This window comes from Candidatus Pelagibacter sp. Uisw_137 (assembly GCF_047720245.1).
Taxonomy (GTDB): domain Bacteria; phylum Pseudomonadota; class Alphaproteobacteria; order Pelagibacterales; family Pelagibacteraceae; genus Pelagibacter.
This window is the reverse complement of record NZ_CP159811.1, coordinates 400,575-425,088: the sequence shown is the minus strand read 5'-3', so window position 1 is coordinate 425,088 and position 24,514 is coordinate 400,575. Positions and strand designations below refer to the sequence as shown.

26 protein-coding genes and 1 tRNA gene are annotated in these 24,514 nt (G+C 29.3%); 12 read left to right on the top strand and 15 right to left on the bottom strand.

Annotation, left to right across the window (positions count from 1 at the left end; genetic code table 11):
• Window position 1: 1 nt before the first annotated feature.
• Complete coding sequence (locus ABXT61_RS02250; RefSeq protein WP_415315680.1) at window positions 2–1,210, bottom strand: MFS transporter; 1,209 nt, start codon at window positions 1,208–1,210, stop codon at window positions 2–4.
• Window positions 1,211–1,224: 14 nt separating this feature from the next.
• Between ABXT61_RS02250 and ABXT61_RS02245 the strand changes: the two genes are divergently transcribed.
• Both ABXT61_RS02245 and ABXT61_RS02240 read left to right on the top strand, forming a co-directional pair.
• Entirely contained in the window at window positions 1,225–2,094 is an 870-nt protein-coding gene (locus ABXT61_RS02245; protein ID WP_415315679.1) for an NAD(P)-dependent oxidoreductase, read from the top strand.
• Window positions 2,095–2,100: 6 nt separating this feature from the next.
• Complete coding sequence (locus tag ABXT61_RS02240; protein ID WP_415315678.1) at window positions 2,101–2,700, top strand: pyridoxamine 5'-phosphate oxidase family protein; 600 nt, start codon at window positions 2,101–2,103, stop codon at window positions 2,698–2,700.
• On the opposite strand, the gene ABXT61_RS02235 is transcribed toward ABXT61_RS02240, so the two are convergent.
• On the bottom strand, window positions 2,697–3,479 hold the full coding sequence (locus ABXT61_RS02235) for a fumarylacetoacetate hydrolase family protein (protein ID WP_415315677.1): 783 nt from the start codon (window positions 3,477–3,479) through the stop codon (window positions 2,697–2,699). The two genes, ABXT61_RS02240 and ABXT61_RS02235, sit on opposite strands and share 4 nt — an antisense overlap.
• 8 nt (window positions 3,480–3,487) lie before the next feature.
• A complete protein-coding gene (locus tag ABXT61_RS02230; RefSeq protein WP_415315676.1) occupies window positions 3,488–4,000 on the bottom strand; it encodes a gamma carbonic anhydrase family protein in 513 nt (170 codons plus the stop codon).
• Window positions 4,001–4,020: 20 nt separating this feature from the next.
• Between ABXT61_RS02230 and ABXT61_RS02225 the strand changes: the two genes are divergently transcribed.
• Together ABXT61_RS02225 and ABXT61_RS02220 are read left to right on the top strand one after the other, a co-directional pair.
• On the top strand, window positions 4,021–4,575 hold the full coding sequence (locus tag ABXT61_RS02225) for a thioredoxin family protein (RefSeq protein WP_415315675.1): 555 nt from the start codon (window positions 4,021–4,023) through the stop codon (window positions 4,573–4,575).
• Window positions 4,575–5,657, top strand: a complete 1,083-nt coding sequence (locus tag ABXT61_RS02220) for a glycosyltransferase family 4 protein (RefSeq protein WP_415315674.1) — start codon at window positions 4,575–4,577, stop codon at window positions 5,655–5,657. The genes ABXT61_RS02225 and ABXT61_RS02220 overlap by 1 nt, the downstream gene beginning before the upstream one ends.
• Here ABXT61_RS02220 and ABXT61_RS02215 read toward each other — a convergent pair.
• From ABXT61_RS02215 to ABXT61_RS02205, 3 genes are read right to left on the bottom strand one after another with little or no spacing between them, the layout of a single operon-like run.
• Window positions 5,654–7,156, bottom strand: coding sequence for a tripartite tricarboxylate transporter permease (locus ABXT61_RS02215; RefSeq protein WP_271492753.1), 1,503 nt, complete (start codon window positions 7,154–7,156; stop codon window positions 5,654–5,656). The genes ABXT61_RS02220 and ABXT61_RS02215 overlap by 4 nt on opposite strands.
• A complete protein-coding gene (locus tag ABXT61_RS02210; RefSeq protein WP_415315673.1) occupies window positions 7,153–7,623 on the bottom strand; it encodes a tripartite tricarboxylate transporter TctB family protein in 471 nt (156 codons plus the stop codon). Before ABXT61_RS02210 ends, ABXT61_RS02215 begins: the two co-directional genes overlap by 4 nt.
• Before the next feature lie 29 nt (window positions 7,624–7,652).
• Window positions 7,653–8,633 carry a tripartite tricarboxylate transporter substrate binding protein gene (locus ABXT61_RS02205; protein WP_415315672.1) on the bottom strand — a complete coding sequence of 327 codons (981 nt, stop codon included), beginning with the start codon at window positions 8,631–8,633 and terminating at the stop codon, window positions 7,653–7,655.
• A gap of 222 nt (window positions 8,634–8,855) precedes the next feature.
• On the opposite strand from ABXT61_RS02205, the gene ABXT61_RS02200 reads away from it, so the two are divergent.
• Window positions 8,856–9,932 (top strand): AbrB family transcriptional regulator, encoded by a 1,077-nt coding sequence (locus ABXT61_RS02200; RefSeq protein WP_415315671.1) that lies wholly within the window; start codon window positions 8,856–8,858, stop codon window positions 9,930–9,932.
• Here ABXT61_RS02200 and ABXT61_RS02195 read toward each other — a convergent pair.
• Window positions 9,924–10,856, bottom strand: a complete 933-nt coding sequence (locus ABXT61_RS02195) for a glycosyltransferase family 9 protein (RefSeq protein WP_415315670.1) — start codon at window positions 10,854–10,856, stop codon at window positions 9,924–9,926. The genes ABXT61_RS02200 and ABXT61_RS02195 overlap by 9 nt on opposite strands.
• 32 nt (window positions 10,857–10,888) lie before the next feature.
• Between ABXT61_RS02195 and ABXT61_RS02190 the strand changes: the two genes are divergently transcribed.
• On the top strand, window positions 10,889–11,278 hold the full coding sequence (locus ABXT61_RS02190) for a DUF6165 family protein (RefSeq protein ID WP_018414261.1): 390 nt from the start codon (window positions 10,889–10,891) through the stop codon (window positions 11,276–11,278).
• Here ABXT61_RS02190 and ABXT61_RS02185 read toward each other — a convergent pair.
• The 4 genes from ABXT61_RS02185 to speD form a co-directional block, all read right to left on the bottom strand.
• On the bottom strand, window positions 11,272–11,946 hold the full coding sequence (locus ABXT61_RS02185; RefSeq protein ID WP_415315669.1) for an ABC transporter permease: 675 nt from the start codon (window positions 11,944–11,946) through the stop codon (window positions 11,272–11,274). The two genes, ABXT61_RS02190 and ABXT61_RS02185, sit on opposite strands and share 7 nt — an antisense overlap.
• Window positions 11,946–12,638, bottom strand: coding sequence for an ABC transporter permease (locus ABXT61_RS02180; protein ID WP_415315668.1), 693 nt, complete (start codon window positions 12,636–12,638; stop codon window positions 11,946–11,948). Before ABXT61_RS02180 ends, ABXT61_RS02185 begins: the two co-directional genes overlap by 1 nt.
• A 45-nt stretch (window positions 12,639–12,683) precedes the next feature.
• A complete protein-coding gene (locus ABXT61_RS02175; RefSeq protein WP_415315667.1) occupies window positions 12,684–13,541 on the bottom strand; it encodes a transporter substrate-binding domain-containing protein in 858 nt (285 codons plus the stop codon).
• Window positions 13,542–13,603: 62 nt separating this feature from the next.
• Complete coding sequence (gene speD / locus ABXT61_RS02170; RefSeq protein ID WP_415315666.1) at window positions 13,604–14,644, bottom strand: adenosylmethionine decarboxylase; 1,041 nt, start codon at window positions 14,642–14,644, stop codon at window positions 13,604–13,606.
• Window positions 14,645–14,730: 86 nt separating this feature from the next.
• Between speD and ABXT61_RS02165 the strand changes: the two genes are divergently transcribed.
• A complete protein-coding gene (locus ABXT61_RS02165; RefSeq protein WP_415315665.1) occupies window positions 14,731–16,764 on the top strand; it encodes a bifunctional aldolase/short-chain dehydrogenase in 2,034 nt (677 codons plus the stop codon).
• A gap of 1 nt (window position 16,765) precedes the next feature.
• On the opposite strand, the gene mtnA is transcribed toward ABXT61_RS02165, so the two are convergent.
• Together mtnA and ABXT61_RS02155 are read right to left on the bottom strand one after the other, a co-directional pair.
• The gene (mtnA, locus tag ABXT61_RS02160; protein ID WP_415315664.1) at window positions 16,766–17,842 is read right to left on the bottom strand and encodes an S-methyl-5-thioribose-1-phosphate isomerase; all 1,077 of its coding nucleotides are present in this window, start codon (window positions 17,840–17,842) and stop codon (window positions 16,766–16,768) included.
• Window positions 17,839–18,702, bottom strand: coding sequence for an S-methyl-5'-thioadenosine phosphorylase (locus ABXT61_RS02155; protein WP_415315663.1), 864 nt, complete (start codon window positions 18,700–18,702; stop codon window positions 17,839–17,841). Before ABXT61_RS02155 ends, mtnA begins: the two co-directional genes overlap by 4 nt.
• 94 nt (window positions 18,703–18,796) lie before the next feature.
• On the opposite strand from ABXT61_RS02155, the gene ABXT61_RS02150 reads away from it, so the two are divergent.
• Window positions 18,797–20,236, top strand: coding sequence for a hypothetical protein (locus tag ABXT61_RS02150; RefSeq protein ID WP_415315662.1), 1,440 nt, complete (start codon window positions 18,797–18,799; stop codon window positions 20,234–20,236).
• Window positions 20,226–20,753 carry an adenine phosphoribosyltransferase gene (locus tag ABXT61_RS02145; RefSeq protein ID WP_415315661.1) on the top strand — a complete coding sequence of 176 codons (528 nt, stop codon included), beginning with the start codon at window positions 20,226–20,228 and terminating at the stop codon, window positions 20,751–20,753. Before ABXT61_RS02150 ends, ABXT61_RS02145 begins: the two co-directional genes overlap by 11 nt.
• 3 nt (window positions 20,754–20,756) lie before the next feature.
• On the opposite strand, the gene ABXT61_RS02140 is transcribed toward ABXT61_RS02145, so the two are convergent.
• The gene (locus tag ABXT61_RS02140) at window positions 20,757–21,620 is read right to left on the bottom strand and encodes a glycosyltransferase family 2 protein (protein ID WP_415315660.1); all 864 of its coding nucleotides are present in this window, start codon (window positions 21,618–21,620) and stop codon (window positions 20,757–20,759) included.
• Between the two features lie 52 nt (window positions 21,621–21,672).
• Here ABXT61_RS02140 and rfbB point away from each other — a divergent pair, with 52 nt between their 5' ends.
• Genes rfbB through ABXT61_RS02125 form a run of 3 tightly spaced genes read left to right on the top strand, consistent with a single transcriptional unit; the run spans window position 21,673 to window position 24,256 of the window.
• Entirely contained in the window at window positions 21,673–22,692 is a 1,020-nt protein-coding gene (gene rfbB / locus ABXT61_RS02135; RefSeq protein WP_415315659.1) for a dTDP-glucose 4,6-dehydratase, read from the top strand.
• Window positions 22,689–23,555: a sugar nucleotidyltransferase gene (locus ABXT61_RS02130; RefSeq protein WP_415315658.1), complete on the top strand. Its 867-nt coding sequence runs from the start codon at window positions 22,689–22,691 to the stop codon at window positions 23,553–23,555. The genes rfbB and ABXT61_RS02130 overlap by 4 nt, the downstream gene beginning before the upstream one ends.
• Complete coding sequence (locus ABXT61_RS02125) at window positions 23,555–24,256, top strand: sugar nucleotide-binding protein (RefSeq protein WP_415315657.1); 702 nt, start codon at window positions 23,555–23,557, stop codon at window positions 24,254–24,256. The genes ABXT61_RS02130 and ABXT61_RS02125 overlap by 1 nt, the downstream gene beginning before the upstream one ends.
• On the opposite strand, the gene ABXT61_RS02120 is transcribed toward ABXT61_RS02125, so the two are convergent.
• A tRNA-Met gene (locus tag ABXT61_RS02120) sits at window positions 24,251–24,327 on the bottom strand. The genes ABXT61_RS02125 and ABXT61_RS02120 overlap by 6 nt on opposite strands.
• Window positions 24,328–24,514 lie beyond the last annotated feature (187 nt).

Below are 24,514 nucleotides of genomic sequence, written 5' to 3'. Positions count from 1 at the left end.
TTTACAAATATTGAGGATTTAACTTATTTTTTATTAATAATAGAAGGAATATTGCAATTAATGTGTATGAGCCAGAAGCTAAGGCAATTTGTTCAATCGAAAAACTATTATCGATCAATATTCCAAATAGAGCTGTTCCAAATGCTGTTGAAAATACCATGAAAGCTGTTGTTAGTGCTTTAATGGAACCAATATATTTAACACCATAAATTTCAGCCCAGGTAGCAGAACCCAAAACATTAGACAAGCCATTTGATATACCGATTAAACCTAGGAAGATATAAGATGAAAATGGTGAATTAAAATAATAAAGTACAAATGTAGCAAATAATAATGGAATGTTCATGTAGATTAATAACTTCCTACTTGTAAATTTATCAATCAAGAACCCAGACAAAAATAAAGTAATCACTGATAAAATTGAGTACACCATAAAGGATTGAGCTATTACATAAGGACCCCAATTTTTAGATGAAACTATAAAAGATTGATAAACAAATGTACCTGTTGCAATTGAAGGCATCACTAACATAGTTAAGCAAATAATATAAAATCTATAATCTTTTAATACTTCACTTCTTTTCCATTGTTTAATTTCTTTTGTCTTAACGTCATTAAGACTTACGGTTTCTCTTGAATCTAACTTAATATTTTTTACTAATGAAAAAGTAATAATTGGCAATACCACAATAACAAAAATTGAAATAACTATCCAAATATTTCTCCAATCAACAAAAGTTAATAAAAAAATAATTAATAATGGTAAAATAAATTCAGCTAAAGATAAACCAAGCCAAGTTATACTTAGTGCTCGGCCTCTAGTTTTTTCAAAAAATCTTGATATTGTTGTAGTTGCAGTGTGAGACATTAGTCCTTGTCCTGACAATCTCATTAAAAAGATTGAGAAAAATAAAAAAATTACTGATGAAATTTTAGAAAATAAAAAACAAGAGACTGCCAGTAATGCAATCACATAAGCTGCAAATTTTAAGATATTAAAGTCATCAATTTTTTTTCCAATCCAAACAAGTATAAAACTACTTAATAAAGTTGCAGACGCATATATTGATCCAAATTGACCATGCGTGATAGAAAGTGCGTCCCTTATGCTTGAATTGAACAGTCCTAAAAAAAAACTCTGTCCAAAACTTGAAAAAAATGTAAATATAAATCCAAATAAAATTACTTTAAAATTCAAACTTTTAAACATAGGAAATAAAATTTATGTCTTGTAATGTTGCTTTCATTGGTCTCGGCGTCATGGGTTATCCAATGGCTGGTTATATATCAAAAGCTGGTCACAATGTAACTGTTTATAATAGAACCTCTTCAAAAGCAGATAAGTGGGTCGCAGAATTCAAAGGATCTAAAGCCAATACTCCTGCAGAAGCAGCAGATGGTGCAGAGTATATATTCACATGTGTTGGAAATGATAACGATCTTCGTGAAGTAACTTTTGGTGATAATGGTATTTTTAAAACAATTAAAAAAGGTGCTATCTATGTTGATAACACTACAGCTTCTGCAACAATCGCAAGAGAGATTTATGAATTTGCAAAAAAAAATGGATTTGGATCATTAGATGCACCAGTATCAGGTGGTCAAGCTGGAGCAGAAAATGGTGCACTAACTGTTATGATTGGTGGTGATCAAGCTGATTTTTATAAAGTTAAAGATAAAATTGATTGCTATAGCAAAAAGATGAAATTATTAGGTGGCGCAGGTAATGGCCAATTAGCAAAAATGGTTAACCAAATTTGTATCGCAGGTCTTGTTCAGGGTTTATCTGAAGCGATTAACTTTGGAAAAAAAGCTGGTTTAAATATGGAAGATGTAATTGAAGTAATATCTAAAGGTGCTGCTCAATCTTGGCAAATGGAAAACAGATACAAAACGATGATTGATGATCAGTTTGAATTTGGTTTTGCAGTTGATTGGATGAGAAAAGATTTGAAAATTGCAATGGATGAAGCTAAAAATAATGGCTCTCTACTACCTGTAACAGAAGTTGTTGATAAGTATTACGGTGAAGTTCAAGAAATGGGTGGAAACCGTTGGGATACATCCAGTTTGATTAGAAGACTTAGTAAATAATCTATAATGCAACCAGCATACTACGAAGATTTTGAGGAGATCAAAAATAAAATTTGGTCCATGCTGGATAATGCTATCAAAGATAGAGGTTCTCAATTTAGAATTCCTGTATTTATTTGTGGTGGCCAAAATGACTTTGATGGAAGAATTGTAGTCCTTAGAAAATCAGATCGAGAAAATAATTTTATCCAATACCATAGTGATATTAGATCAGATAAAATTGCTAAATTAAAAAAAAATAAAAATGCAGCAATGTTATTTTATGACAAGGATGAGAAGATCCAAGTTAGACTTAAGGTTGAATGCGTTGTTAATCATGAAAATGACATTACAAAACAATCCTGGTTAAAAACAGGTCATATGAGTAGAAAGTGTTATCTAGTTGATAATGGTCCAGGAACGAAATCTGAAACTCCGACTTCAGGGCTTAAACCTGAGTTAGATAATTTTGAATTTACTATGGAGCAAAGTGAGGTGGGTTATAAAAACTTTACTGTTATTCAATGTAAAATTAAAAGTATTGAGTGGCTTTATTTAGCAGCTAAAGGTCATCGTAGAGCTAGATTTGATTTAGAGAATAACAAAGATACTTGGTTAATTCCTTAATAAAAAGTAGCCTTTACAACTCCAAATTTTGATGATGTAACTTCAATTAATTTTTTATCATTTATTGGGACTGGAAATCCATAAGCGCCTGTCAAAATTAAATCACCTTTTTTCAAATAAATTCTTTTTTTGGCTAGTTCTTTAACTAGCCACTCAATTTCTGAAAGCATATCATATGGCCATTTTTTATTAACCCAAGTATCTATTATTTCATTGTTATAAATAAGCTTAAGATTGGTGTCTATTTTATCTATTGGTAATTTTGTTTCTGGGCCTAAAACCACTCCAGCATGTATTGCATTATTTGCAAGAAGTTCAGCTCCATATGGCTCATTACCATAAAAAATAAGATTATGAATTTCAATTAAAGGATAAATTCCTTCAATCGAGTCTAGTATATAATCAAAAGAAGATAGTTCAGCTTTAATATCACGATTTAATATAATACCAAATTCAGCCTCCATTGCAGGGTTGGTGTAGTTTTTTTTATTAAGAGTTACACCGCTAGTGTACAATTCACTTTTCCAAAGATAACCACATGCAGGTTGTGTAAATCCCATTTTTTTTTGAGTCTCTTTTGCAACACATCCTATTTTATATCCAATAATTATTTCTCCTCTCTTCTCTCTTAATCTTGCAATATTTGATTGAATAAGCAAAGCATCTTCATTACCTATTTCTATTTTCTCTTTAAAAATTGTCCCAGGATTCTTGGCATCATAATCTTCTAAAATTTTATTTGTAAATAAATCTAATTCCTTTTGAGATAAATGACTCATTTGTTTTTTTAAAATACTGATTTAGAATATTTTTTCCAATTTTCTTGGTAATGAATAGCATTTTCAGTTATTGACTTTGCTTCTTCAGTTGAGACTTGTCTTACAATTTTACCAGGGGATCCAACCACTAGAGAATTATTAGGGATGATTTTGTTTTCAGTGATCAATGCATTAGCGCCTATAATGCAATTTTTCCCAATCTTTGCTCCATTTAAAATGACAGCACCAATTCCAATTAAAGAATTATCTTCAATGGTGCACCCATGAAGCATAACTAAGTGACCAATAGTTACGTCTTTACCAATTTTTAATGGGTAACCAGGATCGGTATGCAATACACTCCCATCTTGAATATTGGAGCCTTCACCAACATAAATATTTTCAACATCACCTCTTATGGTAACATTAAACCAAATGCTGGTATTTTTTTCTAAAGTGACATCACCAATGATAGATGCATTAGATGCAGACCAATTTTCACCTAAATTTTTAACTTTTTTATCTTCCAAATCACAAAACATAACTTATATGTTATTATAACATGCCGTTAAAAACTCCAATATGTGATTTCGGACAAGCTGCTAAAAGCTTTGAATTAAAGTCCACTAATAACGAAATTATTAAATTAAATGACGTTAAAGGGACAAATGGAACTTTGGTCATGTTTATTTGTAACCACTGCCCTTATGTAAAAGCTGTTATTAAAGACATTGTCGAAGATTGTAAAAATTTAGAAAAATTTGGAATAAAAGCTGTGGCTATTTCAGCTAATGATCCAATAAATTATCCTGAAGATAGTTTTGAAAATATGATTAAATTTGCTAAAAAACATCAGTTTAATTTTTCATATCTATTTGATGAAACTCAAAATGTTGCAAAAAGTTATAATGCTGTATGCACGCCTGATTTTTTTGGATACAATAATAATTTAGAATTGCAATATAGAGGTCGAATAAGAGAATTAGATAATTTAAAACCAGTAAGAGCTGGTGATAGTGATTTATTTACAGCAATGAAACAAATAGCTGAGACGGGCAAAGGTCCCGAAACGCAAATTTCAAGTGTTGGCTGCGGTATTAAATGGTTAAATAATTAATGTATTTAATAGTTACAAAAACATTTCCTCCAGAAGTTGGTGGTATGCAGAATTTAATGTGGGGTTTAGCAAATGAATTTTCAAAACACTACATGATAAAAGTATTTGCTGATTATTATGAAAATCATAAATTATTTGACGAGCAAGTTTCTTTTTCAATAGAGCGTGTTGGTGGAATAAAGCTTCTAAGAAAATATAGAAAAGCTCAATTAATTAATGAATTTATTAAAGAAAATAAAATTGATGGTATTATTGCTGATCATTGGAAAAGTTTAGAACATCTTAAAACTAATAAAAAAAAGATATGCTTGATCCATGGTAAAGAAATTAATCACGAGAAAGGTACCTCTCTTAATAAAAGAGTGTTAGAGGTTTTAGATAATGTTGAAACCATCGTTGCTAATTCTGAAAATACTAAAAATTTAGCTATTTCATTGGGTGTTCAGCAAGATAAAATTATAGTTATTAATCCTGGTGTTGATCCAGTTGAAGAATTGGATAAAAAAACTTTAGATAAAGTAGAGAATTTATTAAAATATAAATCTCCAAGACTTATTACTGTCTCTAGATTTGATAAAAGAAAAAATCATGAAAAGGTAATCATGGCGCTTCGAAATTTAAAACAAATCTACCCAAGTATTATCTATATTTGTGTGGGTTATGGTGATGAAGAAAAAAATATTAAAAAATTAATAGCAGAACTGGGCCTTCAACCCCAAGTAATGTTCTTTAAAGATATTTCTAATGAATTAAAAAATGCATTAGTTGCTAAATCAGATATTTTTGTCATGCCTTCAGTTGTTCATAAAAAATCTATTGAGGGGTTTGGTATCGCTTATGTTGAGGCTGCTCAATATGGAGTGCCCTCTCTTGGGGGAAAAGATGGAGGTGCAGCAGATGCAATTGAACATGAGAAAACAGGTTTAATCTGTGATGGTAATGAATTAGATGAAGTTTATTCATCAATTAATCTAATGTTAGAAAATAATAAATTTCATGAGTATGGAAAAGCTGCCAAAGAAAATTCTGCTAAATTTAAGTGGAGTACTATTATTGAAGAATATAAAAAAATTCTAAACTAAATCTTTTTATTCTTAATTGTTTTATAAATTTGCCAACCAACAATTAGAATTGTAAATCCTATTATTATAGCGGTAAGAGGTCTGTCCCATAAAAAAGTCCACGAACCATCACTTATTAATAAAGATCTTCTTAAGTTTTCTTCCATTAATCCACCGAGGACAAAGGCTAATATGAGTGGTGGCATTGGAAAATCATATAAGCGCATAAAAGTTGCAACAACAGCAATTCCAATCATTAAATAAATGTCAAAATTATTAAATGACATTACGTAAATTCCAGTAATTGAAAAAAATAAAATAAGTGGAATTAAATAATTTTTAGGTACTGCAAGTATTCTTGCTATGTAAGGTATCAAAGGTAAGTTTAGAATAAGCAACACTACCATTCCAATGTACATAGACATAATAACTGACCAAAAAATTTCAGGGTTAGTTATATAAAGTCTAGGCCCTGGTTGAATTCCAAATCCTAATAAAGCACCAAGCATTACCGCAGTCGTCCCACTTCCAGGTATTCCTAAAGTTAGTAAAGGGACAAAAGCTCCAGAGCATGCTGCATTGTTTGCAGTTTCTGGTGCAGTTAAACCATGAACGCTACCCTTACCAAATTTTTCTTTTTCTTCATCGCTAACAAAATTTCTTTCCATTCCATAGGCTAGAAATGAAGCAATAGTTGCCCCAGCACCTGGCAAAACTCCAATTAAAAATCCAATAACTGAGTTTCGAGGAATAGCTTTTAACATTTTACCTCTCTCTTCTTTATTAATCTTAATTGAACCTAGTTCAGTTAATGAAACTTGTTTGGCAACAGCTGATGGATCATTTCGTTTTAAAATAATTGTTAAAGCTTCACTCATGGCAAAAGTTGCCATTACAACTAAAACGAAACTTATCCCATCAGATAAATTCATATTATTAAAAGTAAATCTTGTAATGTCAGATAAAGAATCTTGACCAACTGATGCTAACATTAAACCTAAAACAACCATCATCATTGCTTTTAAAAATTGTCCTTTTGATGAAAAGGCTGCAATTGCTGTTAAACCTAAAATCATTAAAGCAAAATAATCTGGTGACCTAAAGGATAAACTTACTTTTGATAAACTAGGTGCAAGAAATAATAAATAAATTGAAGCAAGTGTTCCACCTGCAAAAGAACTCCAAGCAGCAATAGCTAAAGCTTTTCCAGCTTTACCTTGTTGAGCCATTGGATATCCATCAAATGATGTTGCAACAGTTCCGGGAACTCCAGGGGCGTTTAATAAAATTGATGAAGTTGATCCACCAAATACTGCGCCATAATAAACACCTGCCATTAAAATTAATCCAGTTGCTGGGTCAAAACCATAAGTAATAGGTATCATTAGTGCTATTGCTGTCATTGGTCCAAGACCAGGTAGCATTCCAATGATGGTTCCAAAAAAACAACCAATCATAACCATAAATATGTTTTGAAATGTAAGAGCTGTTTTTAAACCAATTAAAATTCCTTCAATCATCCCATAACTCCAATTAGTTTTAAAAATGGATCTCTTAAATAAATCTCAAGTACTCCATGTAAAAGGTACATAAAAGCACCGACGAAAGGGAAAGAGAGTAAAAATATTAACTTCCATCTTCTCTCACCTAGCGCATAATAAGAAGACGCTAGAAATAGAGAGGTAGTTAAGAAATAACCTACCTTTAATATAGTTGCTCCATAAATAATTGCTATAATCACAAGTATAGCTGTTTTCTTGTACTCTAAATTATTATGATCAACTTTAATGGTATTAGGCTCTGGTAAAATAATCTTTAAACCAGAAAAAAATAAACCTGCATAACCTAAATAAATTGGAAACGTTCTGGCATTAAAAGGTGCGTTTTCATCAAATGAAAAAACTTGAATTTGATACGCGATATATAAATAGAATGCTGAGAAAATAAAAAAGAGCAGTGATATAATTTTAGTAGTATTTATATTCACTGCTCTAATTTTCAAATAATCCTAAAGAATTATATAACTCCTAATTTCTTCATAAGAGCTGTCATTTCTACAGTTTGTGCGTCTAAGAATTTAACAAAATCCTTATCTGAGTTATAAATATTAACCCAAGCATTCCTTTTTCTAACAGCTTCCCATTCAGGAGTTTTCATAACTTTACCTAACATTGCAGATAAAGCTTTTTTATCTTTATTGCTCATATTAGGAGGTCCAAAAAATCCTCTCCAGTTTACGAACTGAACATCGTATCCTTGTTCTTTTAGAGTTGGTGCATCCGGTGCATCAGCTACTCTTGAAGGAGCAGTAATACCAATAATTCTTACTTGGTCTCTTGCGCCCATAAGTTCACCTAAACCTGTAGAGATAATTTGAGTTTCTCCAGATAAAAGTCCAGCTAACGCTTTTCCACCAGCATCATAAGGAATGTAAGCAACATCATTTGGATTAGCACCAGCAGCTTGGAAAGCTAAAGCACCAATTAAATGGTCCATACTTCCTCTTACTGATCCACCAGCCATTTTGATAGAGCTTGGATTCTTTTTATATGCATCAACTACATCTTTAAAGTTTTTGTAAGGTGAGTCTTTTGCAACTGCAATCGCACCGTAGTCACCAATTACACCAGCGATCGGTGTAACATCTTTATAAGATAAAACTCCAGATCCTGTAACATAACCTTCGTGTCTAGTAATAGATCTTAAAACTAACGGCGTAGATTGTACTAAAATTGTATTTTTAGGTTGAGTGTTAATCATGAAAGCTAAAGCTTTTCCACCACCACCACCTGACATATTTTCAAATGATGCACTTTTTAACATTCCTGATTTTGTTAAAGCTTCTCCAGTACCTCTAGCAGTTCCATCCCATCCGCCACCAGCACCACCACCAATTACGAAATGGATTTTATCCATTGCGATTGAATTTGTTACTGTTGCAGAGAATAATAGAATTACTGAAAATAATACTGAAACTAATTTTTTAATGTTTTTCATTATATTCCTCTATTGTTTGTTTTTAATAGTTGCAGTTAATTATACTATAGTTGTGAATGCAAGTTTTTGAATAGAATACAACTTAAAGTTGATTTTATTTATTTAATAAATTAGCAACTGTTCTCTTAAATATTTTAATAATAAAAAAGATAACTATCATTAATTAAGAGAATTTCTTTTGTGTTATCTTTTTAAAGGTAAGTGATAAAAGAATATTTGTTAATGAAAAATTCTTCTATTCAATTTAATTCCTCTAACATTAAAGAATTATTTTCTAAAAAATTTCTATTAGTCATTTTAATTTCAATCCCAAGCGCAATTGTAGCAGACTATTTTAATGTTCCATTAGCGTGGATGCTTGGTCCTATGCTTGCAGTTTCAGTTGCAGCATTAAGTGGAATAAAAATTAAAATGCCAAAACTAGCTTTAAGTTCAATTTTAATAGTTCTTGGTCTTCATATTGGAAATTATATCGATCAAAATTTAATCAATCAAATGACAGAATGGGTGTGGACTTCAATAATAATGTTTATCTATATTTTGATAAGTATTTTAATTGTATCTAAATATTTACAAAAATTTTCAGGTTATAATGTCAAAACTTCTATTTTTTCAGCAGCACCAGGTGCTTTAGGTCCGTTAATGATATTAGCTGAACATGAAAAATCTGACTTATCTCAAGTTGCTACATCACATTTAATTAGGTTAATTATAATAATAACCGTCATTCCCTTTTTTGTTGTTAACTACTCAACAAATGAAGCTCTAGTAATTGAAAAATTTAATTACTTAGATCAGAATCATTTTCATCTTTTAATCCTCTTAATAGGCTCAATATCATTAATTTTTGTATTTGATAAAATTGGTGTGCCTGCTGCATTATTATCTGGAACACTGGTTGCAAGTGGAATTCTGCAAATATCTGAAGTTGCTTCCTACAAACTGCCAGATGAAAGTATAAATTTTTGTTTGCTTATTTTAGGTGCCTCTGTTGGTTGTCGTTTTGCTGACAAATCATTAAAAGAAGTTGCGAGTAATTCGTTCCATAGTTTGGTTGCAACTGTAATACTTGTAACACTTGGGTTATTAGCTGCAATTGTTGCCACATACTTTGTTGATACCAATTTCTTAACTCTACTCTTATCTTTTTCTCCTGGTGGAATTTATGAGGTAGCAGTTATTGCAATAGCTTTTGATTTAGATCCCAACTTTGTAGCATTTCATCATATTATTAGATTGCTGATGATACTTTTTACCATTCCTATAATATTGAAAATTATTGGTAAGAAATTAAATTAATATTTTTTCTAAAACTTTACTTGCGCTTAGTTTTTCTAAATCATCAACCTGTATTGCTTTAAAATTTTCTCTTTCGATACTAACTTTAAAAGCTGTTGTGTGTTTACCAAATAAGGTCAAACCTTTTACTCCAAGGTGAGCTGAAATATGAGCTGGACCCGTATCATTTGCAATAACAAATGAACTTTCTTTAATCAAACTTGCAAGCTGAGAGATATCAAGCGCCTTATCTTGGTTTAAAATTGAAATAGCATTAATGTTTTTTGCATCATCAATTTCAGATGGTCCTGGAGCTACTACAACTTTAATTTGTTCACCGTATTTATTTTTAATTAACTCTATTAGTTCATTGTAATGGGGCCATTTTTTATGAGTTAGATGAGTTGAGCAAAAAGGAAATAAGACAATGTATTTATTTAATTTAAATTCTTCTTTAATATTATCAATGTTAGTGACAGCCCAACTAAAGTCTGGTTTCATGGTGTGTTCAGTTTTAATTCCAGAAGTTTTAAGTTGATGATCAAATCTATTCAAAACTGGGTCTTTATCAAATTCTTCTTTTGAGATATTGTTTGGTAAGGTAGTTTCTGAACTAGACCAAGTATTAAAATTTACTTTTGGAAATAAAATATTTTTATAAAATTTTGTTCTAGATGAGTTTTGCAAATCATAAACTTTTTTTATCTTTAGTTTCTTTAAAGTTCTCATCAACAAATATAGATAAATTAAATTAAACCTTGATAGACGTTTGTCTAAAATAACATTGTAAATAAATGGATTTTTTCTAAATAGTTCAAAATAAGGTTTTGTTGTTAATATATGTATTTGATCTTCTGGGTGGTTTTCAGAAATATCTTGAATTGCCCCGCATGCTTGCGCTATATCTCCTAAAGAACCATGTTTGATAATTAAAATATTAGACATATTTCTAACAACTTAACATAGTATAAATTTTTATGAATAAAATTCTAGTTGAAGTATCGGTTGGTGAACTTTTAGATAAAATTTCTATTTTAGAGATTAAACAAGAAAAAATTAAAGATCCTGAAAAACTAAAATTTATTAATGATGAGCATAGTATTTTAAAAGATCAATTAGATAACAATGTTAAATCTGATGAAAAACTTAATACACTTTTTAAGTCATTAAAAGATATTAATGCAAAGTTATGGGTGATTGAAGATGATAAAAGACTGTGTGAAAAAAATTCTGACTTTACTGAAAACTTTATAAAACTATCAAGAGATGTTCATTTTTTAAATGATGATCGTGCTAAGATTAAACTAGAGATGAATAATCACACAGGCTCTAAGATTAAAGAGATTAAAGAATATACTTCTTATTGAAAACTATATTTTTTTTCTAAATATTTTATCAAGTTGTGAGTGATAAAAGTCATAAATAGATAAATTCCACCTGCTAAAAGAAACACCTCTAAAGGTTTGTAAGTTGTTGATACAATGTGTTTTGCAACACCCGTGATATCCATTAATGTTACCGTGCTTGCAAGTGATGTACCTTTCATCATTAATATAATCTCATTACCATAAGCTGGTAAAGATTGTCTAATCGCTACTGGAATTTGAATCTTATATAAAATAATCTTACTTGAAATCCCTAAACTTTTACCAGCCTCAATTATTCCAGGTTTTATAGTTTGAAAAGCTGATCTTAAAATTTCTGAAGTATAAGCTCCAGTATTTAATGCAAATGCAATAATTGCACACCAATAAGGTTCTTTTAATATTACCCAAAGAAAAGTTGATCTTAACCATTCAATTTGTCCAAGACCATAATAAATTATAAATATTTGAACCAATAAAGGAGTGCCTCTAAATAAATAAGAATATCCATAAGCAAATTTATTAATAAATGGGTTTTTATTTAATCTTAAAACTGCAAATAAAAATCCAATAAATAAACCAATGATTAAAGATGCCGATAACAATTTTAAAGTTATAATTGCAGCACTTAGAAGTTTTGGTAAACTTACTATCATTAAATCAAAATCCATTAAAAGCCCCTACTGTATTTGACTTCAAGTCTGTTAATTAATTTCATGCTCAAAAATGTTAGCATCAAATATAAAACTGCTGCAAAACAATAAAAGAATAAAGGATCTCTAGTAGAACCTGCTGCAATATAAGATTGTCTCATGATCTCAACTAAACCTGTGACCGATATTAAGGATGTATCCTTTAAAGTGATTTGCCAAACATTACTTAAGTTTGGAATAGCAAGTCTTAACATTTGAGGTAAAATTATTTTATAAAATTGTACAAATTTACTAATACCTAAAACTTTTGCAGCTTCAAACTGACCTTTATCTATTGATTGAATTGCACCTCTAAATACTTCAGTTGAATAAGCTCCAGATATAATACCGATTGCAACTGAACCTGTAATAAATGCATTAATTTCTATATATTCAAAGTATCCAAAAATTGAGGCAACGTACATTATCGCTCCACTTCCCCCAAAAAAGAAAAGGTAGATTACTAATAATTCTGGAACACCTCTAATTACTGTTGTGTAAGTATTGCCAATAAAATTTAAAAATTTATTATTTGATAATTTAAGTGGCGTAAAGATTAATGAAAATAAAAAACCAATTAACATTGCAGTAACTGCCACTGCAATTGTCATTAGAGTTGCATAAAACAACTCGTCTCCCCAGCCTGTTTTTCCGAATGATAAAAGATCCATATCGAAAGGGCGACTAAATGAATAGTCGCCTTTTCAAAATATTATTTACATAGAAGCGTCAAAGCCAAAATACTTGATTGCAAGTCTAGAAATAACTCCATCTTTTCTTGCTTGATCAATAGCTTTGTTAAAAGCTTTTAAAAGTTCAGCGTCTCTCTCACCTAGTGTTCCACCTAATTGAGAAGCTTGTCTTAAGCCAACTCCCACACCATTGCCAAAAGCACCACCTGAAAAAGTTGGTCCAACAAGAACAACTGATTTTCCAGATTTTTCAGCATAATCAGTAAATGCTACTGCTGCTGCTAAAGCAACATCACATCTTCCTGCTTCTAAGTCTAGATTAACTTCATCTTGAGTTTTGTAAGTTCTAACATCTACTTTACCTACATCGCCTGACTCTAAAAAGTTTTGGTGAATAGTTCCTGTTTGAGTACAAACAGTTTTACCAGATAAAGCTCCAGTTATAGTTTTAAGTGCTTTATTAACAGCTGAACCACCCAATGTTAAATTCACTCCTTCAGGAGTTTCCATTCCCTCTAAATCTGAACCTTTCATAACAGCAAGTGATGCAACTTCGTCAGCATAACCTTGAGAGAAAGTAATTACTTTTTTTCTTTCATCAGTAATTGACATTCCAGCCATAATTGCATCAAATTTTCTCATTTGAAGAGCTGGTATCATTCCATCCCAATCTTGCTCAACAACTTCACATTGTCTTCCAATGTATCTGCAAAGTGAATAAGCTAACTCTACCTCAAAACCAATAAGAGCACCTGAAGCGTCCTTAGAGTTCCATGGTGGGTACGCGCCTTCTGTTCCAATCTTTATTTTATCGGCGTAAACATTTCCGATTAGTAATAAAGAAGCAAGAACAGTTAATATTGTTTTTTTAAATATATTCATTTTTTTCCTCCATATGATTATGAAGATTTATTTCACAAATTTGAGACTTTAAAAAGAAATTTTTAGTGATTAATTGATGATGAAAAGTTCCAAGAACAGTCAAAACTTGGGATATAAACCCTATCCAAAGTTGTATTTCCAAAATTCTTGTTGAAAACATCTAACCATTTCTCTACTTGCTCTGGTTTCTTATCTTGACTACCAACTTGAGCGGTAATTACTCCATTTGGCTTTAATATTCTAATTAATGAATCCATATTTTTTGCTGCAAGATCTATACAAAACTGATCATCGTTAAGATCTACAAAAATTTTATCATACTTGTCATCTTCAACAGATTTTATACTTTCAAAAGCATCTCCCCAAATACATTTAACTGAATTTTTTTCTGTTGATTTATTACCAATGCTTCCAAGGTGCTTATTACAAACTTCAACTACTTCCGGATCAAGTTCATACCAGTCTATAAAATCAAAACCTTTAGACATACACTCTCTTGCAACTCCTCCATCTCCACCACCAATGATAGCTGCTGTTCCCATGTCTTTATTTAATTTTAAAGCAGCATTTACAAATGTTGAGCTGTATAAAACTTCATCATTTGTTGCGACTTGAATTTCGTTATCAATGAACAGTGATTTACCGAATTGTTCTAAGTCTAATATTTCAATATGTTGACCCACTTTAGATTTAAAATCTTCTAAAACTTCATTTACAACATACGATTTTTGTAATCCAGGTGAACTATAAATGTCATGGTACAAAGATTTTAAATCTCTATCAAAAGTTTTTGTGACAATTCTTTTATACTTGAATTCTTTTTTAACAATATCGAGTGCAATAGAGGGACTTACCTTCCCACATGTGAAAAAATCAAAACTAATAATTCCTTTTTCTGGAAACGTATGAAAACTCATGTGACTTTCAGCTAATAAGGCAAGTATAGTGAAACCTTGCGGTTTAAATTTATACTTTGAAATTTCGAGAATTGTAACTTCTGCAGCTTTTGCAATTTTACGAATTACATTTTCGTAGACTAAAGGGTCATACTCTTGAGTAGTTCCAATAATATCTAGAGTTATATGTTTGCCGACTTTTGTCATTTTAAAATATAATAAAACCTTACTAATCAAATTTTTTACTTCTTTCAAACAAAAAACTGTTATAATACTTCGCTGAGGTTGAAACTGTGAAAAATAATTGGTCAAATTTAGAATCTAAAAAATACATAAACAAGTATAAAAAACTTGGTCATTCGACAGATATGGCTTTGAGAGTTTATACAACCAGATTATTGGGACGAAATAGTAAATTAGTTCTTCATGGTGGTGGAAATACTTCAGTAAAAACATCCGTTAAAGACATTGATGGAAAAAATTACGATGTACTTTGTGTTAAGGGAAGTGGATGGGATATGGCTGAAATTGAACCAGCGGGCCTTCCAGCAGTAAAACTAAATCCATTACTATCGCTTAAAAATAAAAAGTATTTAAGTGATGAGGATATGGTTACATTTCAAACAAAAAATTTAATAGATATCAAGTCTCCTAACCCATCCGTAGAAACTTTTTTACATGCATTCTTGCCTTTTAAGTTTGTTGATCACACACATTCAGATGCCATAATGAATGTTACTAATAGACCTAATGGAAAAGATTTTTGTAAAAAAATATTTGGCTCTAAAGTAAGTATTGTTCCATATGTTATGCCTGGATTTGGATTGGCTCAAAAAATTAATGAAGTTTATTCGAAAAATCCTAATATCGATTGTTTAATACTATTAAATCATGGGATTTTTACTTTTGATGATGATGCTAAAAAATCTTATGATTTAATGATCAAATACGTATCACTTGCTGAAAGGGCTTTAAAAAAAATTAAAAGAATAGAAATAAAACAAATAAAAAAATTCAATAACTCATTTAAACCACATGAAATCTCTCCCATACTAAGGGGATTACTATCCGAAACTAAAGATCTAAAATTTATAGTAAATTACAGATCTAATAAAATTTTAGATTATTTTATTAATGGCAAAGAAGTAAAAAGATATACTGGCCTTGGTACTGCGACACCTGATCACGTTATAAGAGTAAAGCCTTTTCCATTGGTTATAACACCAAAGCCAAACTCTACTATTGAAGATTTTAAAAAATTAGCTGAAAAAAATATCAAAGATTATAGAAAAAAATATATTAAATATTTTGATATTAATAAGAAAAAAGTAAAAGACAAAAAAACAATGCTCGATACTTCTCCGAGAGTTATATTGGTTCAGAATGTAGGATTATTTAGTGTTGGAGATAGTTTGGATGCAGCTAAAATTGCTGGAGATTTAACTGAAACAAATGCAAGAGTGATTTCATCTGTAGAGGAAACTTCAAAGTATAAGTTTATACCTGAAAAAGATTTATTCGATGTTGAATATTGGTCTTTAGAACAGGCCAAGATTAAAAAGGCTAAAAAAATTCTTCAAGGTAATGTTGTTGTAGTAACCGGAAGTTTTGGTGCAATCGGTTCTGCTACTTACAAACTTTTTAAAAGTCATGGCGCTGAAGTAATTTTACTTGATTATAATTTACAAAAAGTAAAAGAAATGAAACTAAAACTTAAAGAACTTTGCTTACATTGTGATGTAACAAATAAAGACAGTGTTAAAAAAGCCTTTGAAATAATTAGCAAACAATATGGTGGAATTGATATTTTAATATCAAATGCTGGAACTGCTATTGGAGGATCAATTGCAGAAGTGGATGATAAAATTTTACGACAGAGTTTTGAAGATAATTTCTTTTCTCATCAAAATTGCGCCTCAGAAGCAATTAAAATAATGAAAAAACAGAATATTGAAGGATGTTTGTTATTTAATATTTCAAAACAATCAGTAAACCCTGGTAAGAATTTTGGACCATACGGATTACCTAAATCCGCTTTATTAAATTTATGCAAACAATATGCTGTTGACTATGGTGCGCTTGGAATTAGATCTAATGGAATAAATGCGGATAGAATAAGAAGTGGTTTGTTAAATAATAATATGATTAAATCTAGAGCAAAAGCTAGAGAAATATCTACAGAAGAATATATGAAAGGAAATTTGCTTTTAAAAGAAGTAAAAGCTGAAGATGTTGCCAATGCATTTTTTCATTTAGCAATTTCAAAGAAAACAACTGGAGCCGTTTTAACTGTCGATGGTGGAAACATCGCTGCCTCCCTAAGATAAATTATTTAAATAACTTTTTTAAACCTTCAGTAGATGCATCTGAAATACCTTTTTCAGTGATTAATCCTGTTACATATTTTGCTGGTGTTACATCAAAAGCAAGATTCATTGCTTTGCTTTTTTTTGGATAAATTAAAATTTTTTTAAGTTTATTATCTTGGTCTATTCCTTCTATATGAGATAGCTCTTCAGAATTTCTTTCTTCTATTGGAATATCTTTAAAGTTTTTAATATCCCAATCTATAGTTGAGCTTGGTAATGCCACATAAAAAGGTACATTATTATCGTGTGCTGCTAATGCTTTTAAATAAGTTCCGATTTTATTACAGACATCACCCGTTGATAAAGTTCTATCTGTTCCAACAATACACATATCAACATCACCTCTTTGCATTAATATTCCACCTGTATTATCTGCTATAATAGTATTTGCTATTCCTTCTTCATTTAATTCATATGAAGTTAAGTTTGCTCCTTGATTTCTTGGTCTAGTCTCATCCACCCAAACGTGAACCGGAATTCCTTTTTTATGAGCATGGTATATTGGTGATGTTGCTGTTCCCCAATTAATTGTTGCAAGCCATCCTGCATTACAGTGAGTTAAAATATTAACTGTTTTTTTTGTTTTGTTATAAATACCCTCAATAATTTTTAATCCATTCAAGCCAATATTTTCACAAAATTTTTCATCTTCATCACAAATATCTTTGGCTTCTTTTAAAGCTATGTTTAAAACTTCATTACTATTAATACCTGATAGTTTATTTAACATTCGGTCTACTGCCCATTTTAAATTTATCGCAGTTGGTCTTGATTGGATTAACTCTTCTGAGCTTTTTTGAATAAAATTAGGATCTTTATTTTCTTTAATAGCTAAAACAATTCCATAAGCAGCAGTTCCTCCAATTAGTGGTGCTCCTCTTACTTCCATTATTTTGATAGCATTAACTGCATCTTTAACTGTTTTAAGATCTTTAATAATAAACTGATGAGGAAGTTTGGTTTGATCAATAATCTTAACTAGTTGATTGGCTTCATCAAACCAAATTGTTCTATAGTCTTTATTCTCTATCTTCATTTATATAAAACTCTACCAGCAACTGTTTTAAGTTTATCAATTGTCTTCTGGGTTCTCTTTTCAGGTGCAGTGATTATTGCTACATCTAAACAATTATTAGTAGGGTCTTTTGGGTCAATATGACTTTCAAAATTATCAATAATATTTTTTATCATTTTTTTTGCTTTCTCTGCATTTCCTAAAAGAACTTTAATAACTTGCTGAACATCTACATTTTCATGATCTGGATGCCAACAATCAAAATCAGTAACCATTGATACAGACGCATATCTAATCTCAGCTTCTCTTGCAAGTTTGGCCTCTGGCATATTAGTCATTCCAATAACATCAGCATTCCATGATCTATATAAATTTGATTCAGCTAATGTTGAAAATTGAGGTCCTTCCATAACTATGTACGTTCCACCTCTTTGGTATTCAATACTTTCTTGTTTTATTGCCTCTTCACACGAATTCATTAGTCCATTTGAAGTGGGATGTGCCATTGAAACGTGAGCTACTATTTCATCATCAAAAAAACTTTTTGATCTTGCAAATGTTCGATCAATAAATTGATCCACGATTACAAATTTTCCTGGAGGTAAGTCTTCTTTTAATGAGCCAACTGCCGAAACTGAAACTATATCGGTAACACCTAGTTGTTTTAGAGCATCAATATTGGCTCTAAAATTAATATTCGAAGGAGATATTGCGTGACCTCTTCCATGTCTTGGTAAAAAAAATATTTTTTTATCATTATATTTTGTTTTTAAAATTTTATCTGAAGGTTCCCCCCAGGGTGTTTCAAGTTTAAGAAACTCTCTTTCCTTAAATTCATCAATATCGTAGAGACCGCTACCACCAATAATTGCTAATTTCATAAATAATAAAGATTTTATATTATTTTAAAAAGATATTAAATATAAAATACACTTTTAATATTATAATGTGAAACAATTAAAGATATAAACTAAAATGATACACATACCTAAATTAAGAAAAGTAAAATTAATTTCTATATTTCTTTTAATTTTTTTTGGTGCTTTTCTTAGATTTTATAATTTAAATTTTGACGACTTATGGTCAGATGAAATGATTAGTTTTTGGTTATCAAATCCAACTTATAGCTTTTCTGAAACACTCAAATTAATTTTTGAGTCAAATTTAATGATCTCATTTGAGGTTATTTTAAAAAATTTTCATAAATTGTTTGGCTATAATGTTCATGTCTCAAGGTACCTTAATGCCTTTATAAGTGTTTTTTCTGTCATATTATTTGTAGAGCTATTAAGGAAGAACAGTGTAAATATTAACACAGTTTTGTTTGGGACTTTTCTTTTAGCTTTGAACATTTTTCATATTAGGTACGCTATGGAGTTAAGATCTTATACTTTAACCTTTTTTCTAGCTCTAATATTAATTAATTTATTATTTAAAGACCAATATTTAAAAAAAGATATTACTCATCTGGATTATTTTTTAATAATCTTAAGCTCCTTACTTATGTTATTTTGCCATCCATTTTCTATAATAATTATATTATCTTTAAACTTTTATATTTTATGTTTATGGGTTTTAAAAAAAAATAATAATTCTAATTTAAAAAAAATTTTTTTTTTAAATACTTTTGTGGTTATTTTTTTTTTATTTTTTTACTTAAGAGGTATTTCTCACACGCCTTACTGGATTAAACAATTAGATTTATCCTTTTTTACAAATTATTTTTTTTCTAGTTTTTTTGGTTCTAGATTAATTGGTGGAGTCTATCTTATAGCACTCATTTATCTATTAACGAAATCTTTAAAGGAAATGATTAACAAAGCAAACATTAATTTCTTTTTTTTAATATTAATATTTTTTACATATTCGCTGCCAGCATTTTATGGTTTTATTTTTGATCCAATTTTAATAAATAGGTATATTATTTTTGTTTTAATCCCTATTTTATTTTTGATTAGTAATCTAGCTTTTGAGAATAAAAATAATTTAACCAAAAATATATTGGTATCTCTTATTTTAATACTTACTTTTTTTAATCATTTTACCGAGAATACATTTAAGCAATTCTATACAGAAATTTATCCATCAAAACCTCAGGTAAAAAAATCATTAGAAATTATAAATAATTCTAAAACTTTAAGTTACTCAGTATTACTTGATGATAATAATGAAAGAAATATTAATACGATCTATGAAAACTATTTAACCAATTATTCAAAAAAATTAAAATTTGATCTCAATTTTGTTAATTACCTCAATAAAAAAACTTTACCCGATGATTTGTGGATAATACACATTCGTGACATAACAGAAATAGATTTCAAAAAACCAGATAATTTTTTAGAATACACAATTAAAGAGAAAAAATATTTAAATAGATTAGAACTTTATAAATTAAAAAAAAATGATACTTAAAAAATATATAAGATCAATACCAGACTACCCAAAAAAAGGTATTTTGTTCAGAGATATTACAACTTTAATCAAAAATGAAAGTGCATTTAAAGAATGTATTGATCAAATAATCGAACGATCAAAAAAGTATAAAATTGATAAAATTGCTGCAATTGAATCAAGAGGCTTTGTTTTTGCATCAGCAGTTTCCTACCTGCTTAAAAAACCATTTATTATGCTTAGGAAAAAAAATAAGTTACCTGCAGAAACTTACTCTGTTGATTTTGAATTAGAATATGGCACAGCAACTATTGAGGTACACAAAGACTCAATTGATAAAGGTGATTCTGTTTTAATTATAGACGATTTAATTGCAACTGGTGGTACTGCCGCTGCCGCTGCTAAGCTTGTAGAAATTTCAGGAGGTAAAATTGCAGCTTTTGTTTTTGCAATTAATCTTTTTGACTTGGGTGGTTCTGATAACTTGGTTAAAAAGGGTTACAAAATAGAAAATCTAATGAACTTTCCTGGTCACTAACATTTATATTTGTGGTCTATACCAAGATTTTTTACCAAACATCGAATTAATTAATCCTAAAAATCGCATTACATAAATTTTTCTTTTAAATTTATTGCATATTAAAAAATAATAAAAAAATTTAATTATAGAGGTGATCAGCGTGGGTAGACTTTTCAAAAGAGCCTTTGGATAACCATAATGTTTTTTGTTAAAATAAAATTTTGACCACATCCAATGCCAGTTTCGTGAAAATTCAATTTCTTTTTCATGATTAATAGAGTGGGACTTACCCCCTAAATGATGAATTTTTGCTTTTTTTGCTATATATATTTTATTATTTTCTTTTTTTTTTCTTAAACATAAATCATCATTTTCTAAATATAAAAAAAAATTCTCATCAAAATAAATATTATCACTAAATTTTTTTTTATTTATCAACATTGCATATCCATCGACAAAGTCTACATTCAAAAAATCAGGATCATCATTTTTTATTTTTTTATTCTTAATCTTATAATTTGGGTATTTTGTATCATCAGAAATTGGTGCTAAAATTGAATAATCATTATATTTTGATGATAAAGCAATTAATTCTTGCATGGTATTTTCGTAAAACTTAACATCAGGATTGATTACGAAGGCATAATCTGTTTTGCATAATTTAATTCCTTTATTATTTGCAGACCCCATACCACTGTTTTCTTGAGTGATAACATTGATTTTTGAATATTTTACTTCAAGTTTTTTTTTTAGCTCCCTATTATTTGAATTTTCAATAATAATTATATTGGAATCTTTTGGTAAAGATTTGATGCATTCATTAATTATATGATCACTTTTAAATGTAACTATAATAAATGTTAGGTTATTTAAGCTTAATGTCATTATTGAAGTAAATTATTATATACTTACTATATCTATTATTATAAATAAAATCATGCAGAAAATTATAGTTACTGGTGGTCTTGGGTTTATAGGTAGCAATCTAATTGAATTATTAATTCATAAAAAATTCAAGGTTATAAATATAGACAAGGTTACTTACTCCTCTAATTTCTACAATACAAAAGAATACCTAATAAATTCAAACTATGAATTTATCAAATGTGACCTAAATAACAAAAATAAACTTAATAAGATTATTTTTAAACATAGGCCAATTGGTATTTTTAATTTAGCAGCTGAAACACATGTGGATAGATCCATTGATAGTCCTAAAAATTTTATTAATAGTAATATCATTGGTGTTTTTAATCTACTTGAGATCTTTAGGGAATATTCAATATCAAATAAAAAAGCTAAGTTAATTCAAATCTCCACAGATGAAGTCTACGGAGATATGTTAAAGGGTAGGTCTCATGAAAATTTTCCCTACAAACCAAGCTCACCTTACGCTGCTAGCAAAGCAGCCTCTGATCACCTCGTGAGCTCATATGTTAGAACATATGGAATTCCTGCAATAGTCACCAATTGTTCAAATAACTATGGACCAAAGCAACACCCTGAAAAACTTATTCCAAAATTAATTTATAATATCTTAAATAATAAAAGTTTACCTATTTACGGTAATGGAAAAAATTCAAGAGAGTGGATTTATGTAAAGGATCATTGTGAGGCATTAATAAAAGTTTTTCAAAAAGGTAAAATTGGTGAATTTTATAATATTGGATCTAATAAAAATCTAAACAATCTAGAAATTTGTAAAAAATTAATAAAAATTGCTAAAAAAAATCATTCTATAGGCTCAAATGTTAAGATTCAATTTGTTAAAGATCGACCTGGTCACGACATAAGATACGCTCTTGATAGCAAAAAAATAATAAAAAGTTTAAAATGGAAAACAAAAGTTAGCTTTGAGAAGGGTTTGGAAAAAACATTTTTATGGTATCTTCATAATAATAATTACTACAAATCAATATCTAAAAAAGATATTATTAAAAGGTTGGGTGCAAAATGATTAAAAAAGGAATAATTTTAGCTGGAGGAATGGGAACTAGAATGAGCCCACTTACAAAAGCTGTTAACAAACAACTTTTGCCTATCTACGATAAACCTCTGATTTTCTATCCACTTTCAATATTAATGCTGGCAAAAATTAAGGATATCTTAATTATTGTAAATAAAGGTCAGCTTCATCAATATAAAAAATTAATACCTAATGGGAACAATTTAGGAATTAAGATTACATATATAGAGCAAGATAAGCCAAGGGGATTACCTGATGCTTTTGTATTGGGTGAAAAATTTATTGGTAAAGATAATGTTGCAATGATTCTTGGAGATAATTTTTTTTATGGTCAAAACCTAACCAAAAAACTATTGAATTGTGCAAAAATTAAAGATGGTGCTAAAGTTTTATTGCACACTGTACAAACACCAGAATTATTTGGTGTAGCCAAGGTTGATAAAAATAATAAAATTATGCAATTAAAAGAAAAACCAAAAAAATTTATTTCTAATCATGCAATAACAGGTTTGTATTTTTTTGATAACAAGGTTGTGCAATTTTCAAAAAAATTAAAACCATCTAAAAGAGGTGAAATAGAAATTATTGATCTGCTATTGAAATATAAAAAAATTAATAAACTATCAGCTGATTTTATTGGTCGTGGGGGGGCTTGGCTTGATACAGGTTCTATTGATGATTATTATAAAACAATTGCTTTTGTACAAGCAATTGAAAATAGGCAGGGATTTAAAATTGCTTGTATAGAGGAAATTGCATTGACTAATAAGTGGATAGGTAAAAAAGAAATTATGAAATCCATGAAATTTTATGGAAATTGTAAATACTCCAATTACCTAAAAAATTTAATATAATGTTAAAAAAAGTAGTTATCACTGGTGGTGAGGGCAGATTTGCTCAGATTCTTAAAAGAGACAATAAAAAATTAAATATCCTCTACCCAACTAAAAAAAAATTAAATGTGTTAGACATCAATTCTATCAAAAAATATTTAAAAAAGTATAAACCTCAATATTTAATTCATGCTGCTGCACTTTCTAGGCCCATGAACATTCATGACAAACAAGTATCAAAAAGTATTGATTTAAATATAATTGGTACAGCTAACATTGTTAAAATTTGTTCTGATCTTAAAATTAAGCTTATATATTTTTCAACGGGGTATGTTTATGAAGGAAGAGTTGGTAACTATAAAGAAACTGACGCTATTTTACCCATCAATAATTATGCTTGGTCAAAACTAGGCGGAGAATGTGCAGTAACTATGTACAAAAATTCATTAATTTTAAGAATTATTATGTGTGAGAAACCTTTTATACATGAGTATGCTTTTCATGACATAAAAACTAATTTTATATTTCATGAAGAGATTGTGAAGATTATACCTAAAATTCTAGACAAGACAGGAATTCTAAATGTAGGTGGTAAAACTCAAACAGTGTATTCATTTGCTAAAAAAAATAATAAAAATGTTAAAAAAAAATCAGGTAAAAAATTATTTCCTAAAAATATTTCAATGAATGTTCTAAAATTAAATAAAATTATGAAATGGTAGCGGGAAGTGGAATCGAACCACTGACCTCAGGCTTATGAGTCCTGCGCTCTAACCGACTGAGCTACCCCGCCACTTAATTATCGTTGTTTTATAATAGATTTTATTTTCTGTCCAATCAAGTATTTGCCTGATTTTACTACTGAGTGTGTCATATGTGAGTCAAGAATACGTCTTACGAGGTTCCTGCGGACTCTATTTTTTTTAATATGTTTAGAATTTTTACTTAAATTTTATAAAGTATGTAGTTGTCTAAAATAA

What these genes read in the sequence shown, in the direction of transcription:
- ABXT61_RS02235 (WP_415315677.1), bottom strand. Translation starts at nt 3,479, where the DNA reads ATGAGTCATTTATCTCAAAAGGAATTAGATTTATTTACAAATAAAATT.
- ABXT61_RS02240 (WP_415315678.1), top strand. Translation starts at nt 2,101, where the DNA reads ATGCAACCAGCATACTACGAAGATTTTGAGGAGATCAAAAATAAAATT.
- ABXT61_RS02150 (WP_415315662.1), top strand. Translation starts at nt 18,797, where the DNA reads ATGATACACATACCTAAATTAAGAAAAGTAAAATTAATTTCTATATTT.
- ABXT61_RS02250 (WP_415315680.1), bottom strand. Translation starts at nt 1,210, where the DNA reads ATGTTTAAAAGTTTGAATTTTAAAGTAATTTTATTTGGATTTATATTT.
- ABXT61_RS02205 (WP_415315672.1), bottom strand. Translation starts at nt 8,633, where the DNA reads ATGAAAAACATTAAAAAATTAGTTTCAGTATTATTTTCAGTAATTCTA.
- ABXT61_RS02125 (WP_415315657.1), top strand. Translation starts at nt 23,555, where the DNA reads ATGTTAAAAAAAGTAGTTATCACTGGTGGTGAGGGCAGATTTGCTCAG.
- ABXT61_RS02140 (WP_415315660.1), bottom strand. Translation starts at nt 21,620, where the DNA reads ATGACATTAAGCTTAAATAACCTAACATTTATTATAGTTACATTTAAA.
- ABXT61_RS02225 (WP_415315675.1), top strand. Translation starts at nt 4,021, where the DNA reads ATGCCGTTAAAAACTCCAATATGTGATTTCGGACAAGCTGCTAAAAGC.
- ABXT61_RS02245 (WP_415315679.1), top strand. Translation starts at nt 1,225, where the DNA reads ATGTCTTGTAATGTTGCTTTCATTGGTCTCGGCGTCATGGGTTATCCA.
- mtnA (WP_415315664.1), bottom strand. Translation starts at nt 17,842, where the DNA reads ATGAAGATAGAGAATAAAGACTATAGAACAATTTGGTTTGATGAAGCC.
- ABXT61_RS02200 (WP_415315671.1), top strand. Translation starts at nt 8,856, where the DNA reads ATGAAAAATTCTTCTATTCAATTTAATTCCTCTAACATTAAAGAATTA.
- ABXT61_RS02195 (WP_415315670.1), bottom strand. Translation starts at nt 10,856, where the DNA reads ATGTCTAATATTTTAATTATCAAACATGGTTCTTTAGGAGATATAGCG.
- ABXT61_RS02230 (WP_415315676.1), bottom strand. Translation starts at nt 4,000, where the DNA reads ATGTTTTGTGATTTGGAAGATAAAAAAGTTAAAAATTTAGGTGAAAAT.
- ABXT61_RS02215 (WP_271492753.1), bottom strand. Translation starts at nt 7,156, where the DNA reads ATGATTGAAGGAATTTTAATTGGTTTAAAAACAGCTCTTACATTTCAA.
- ABXT61_RS02130 (WP_415315658.1), top strand. Translation starts at nt 22,689, where the DNA reads ATGATTAAAAAAGGAATAATTTTAGCTGGAGGAATGGGAACTAGAATG.
- rfbB (WP_415315659.1), top strand. Translation starts at nt 21,673, where the DNA reads ATGCAGAAAATTATAGTTACTGGTGGTCTTGGGTTTATAGGTAGCAAT.
- ABXT61_RS02180 (WP_415315668.1), bottom strand. Translation starts at nt 12,638, where the DNA reads ATGGATCTTTTATCATTCGGAAAAACAGGCTGGGGAGACGAGTTGTTT.
- ABXT61_RS02145 (WP_415315661.1), top strand. Translation starts at nt 20,226, where the DNA reads ATGATACTTAAAAAATATATAAGATCAATACCAGACTACCCAAAAAAA.
- ABXT61_RS02190 (WP_018414261.1), top strand. Translation starts at nt 10,889, where the DNA reads ATGAATAAAATTCTAGTTGAAGTATCGGTTGGTGAACTTTTAGATAAA.
- ABXT61_RS02155 (WP_415315663.1), bottom strand. Translation starts at nt 18,702, where the DNA reads ATGAAATTAGCAATTATTGGTGGTAGCGGTCTCTACGATATTGATGAA.
- ABXT61_RS02185 (WP_415315669.1), bottom strand. Translation starts at nt 11,946, where the DNA reads ATGGATTTTGATTTAATGATAGTAAGTTTACCAAAACTTCTAAGTGCT.
- speD (WP_415315666.1), bottom strand. Translation starts at nt 14,644, where the DNA reads ATGACAAAAGTCGGCAAACATATAACTCTAGATATTATTGGAACTACT.
- ABXT61_RS02220 (WP_415315674.1), top strand. Translation starts at nt 4,575, where the DNA reads ATGTATTTAATAGTTACAAAAACATTTCCTCCAGAAGTTGGTGGTATG.
- ABXT61_RS02175 (WP_415315667.1), bottom strand. Translation starts at nt 13,541, where the DNA reads ATGAATATATTTAAAAAAACAATATTAACTGTTCTTGCTTCTTTATTA.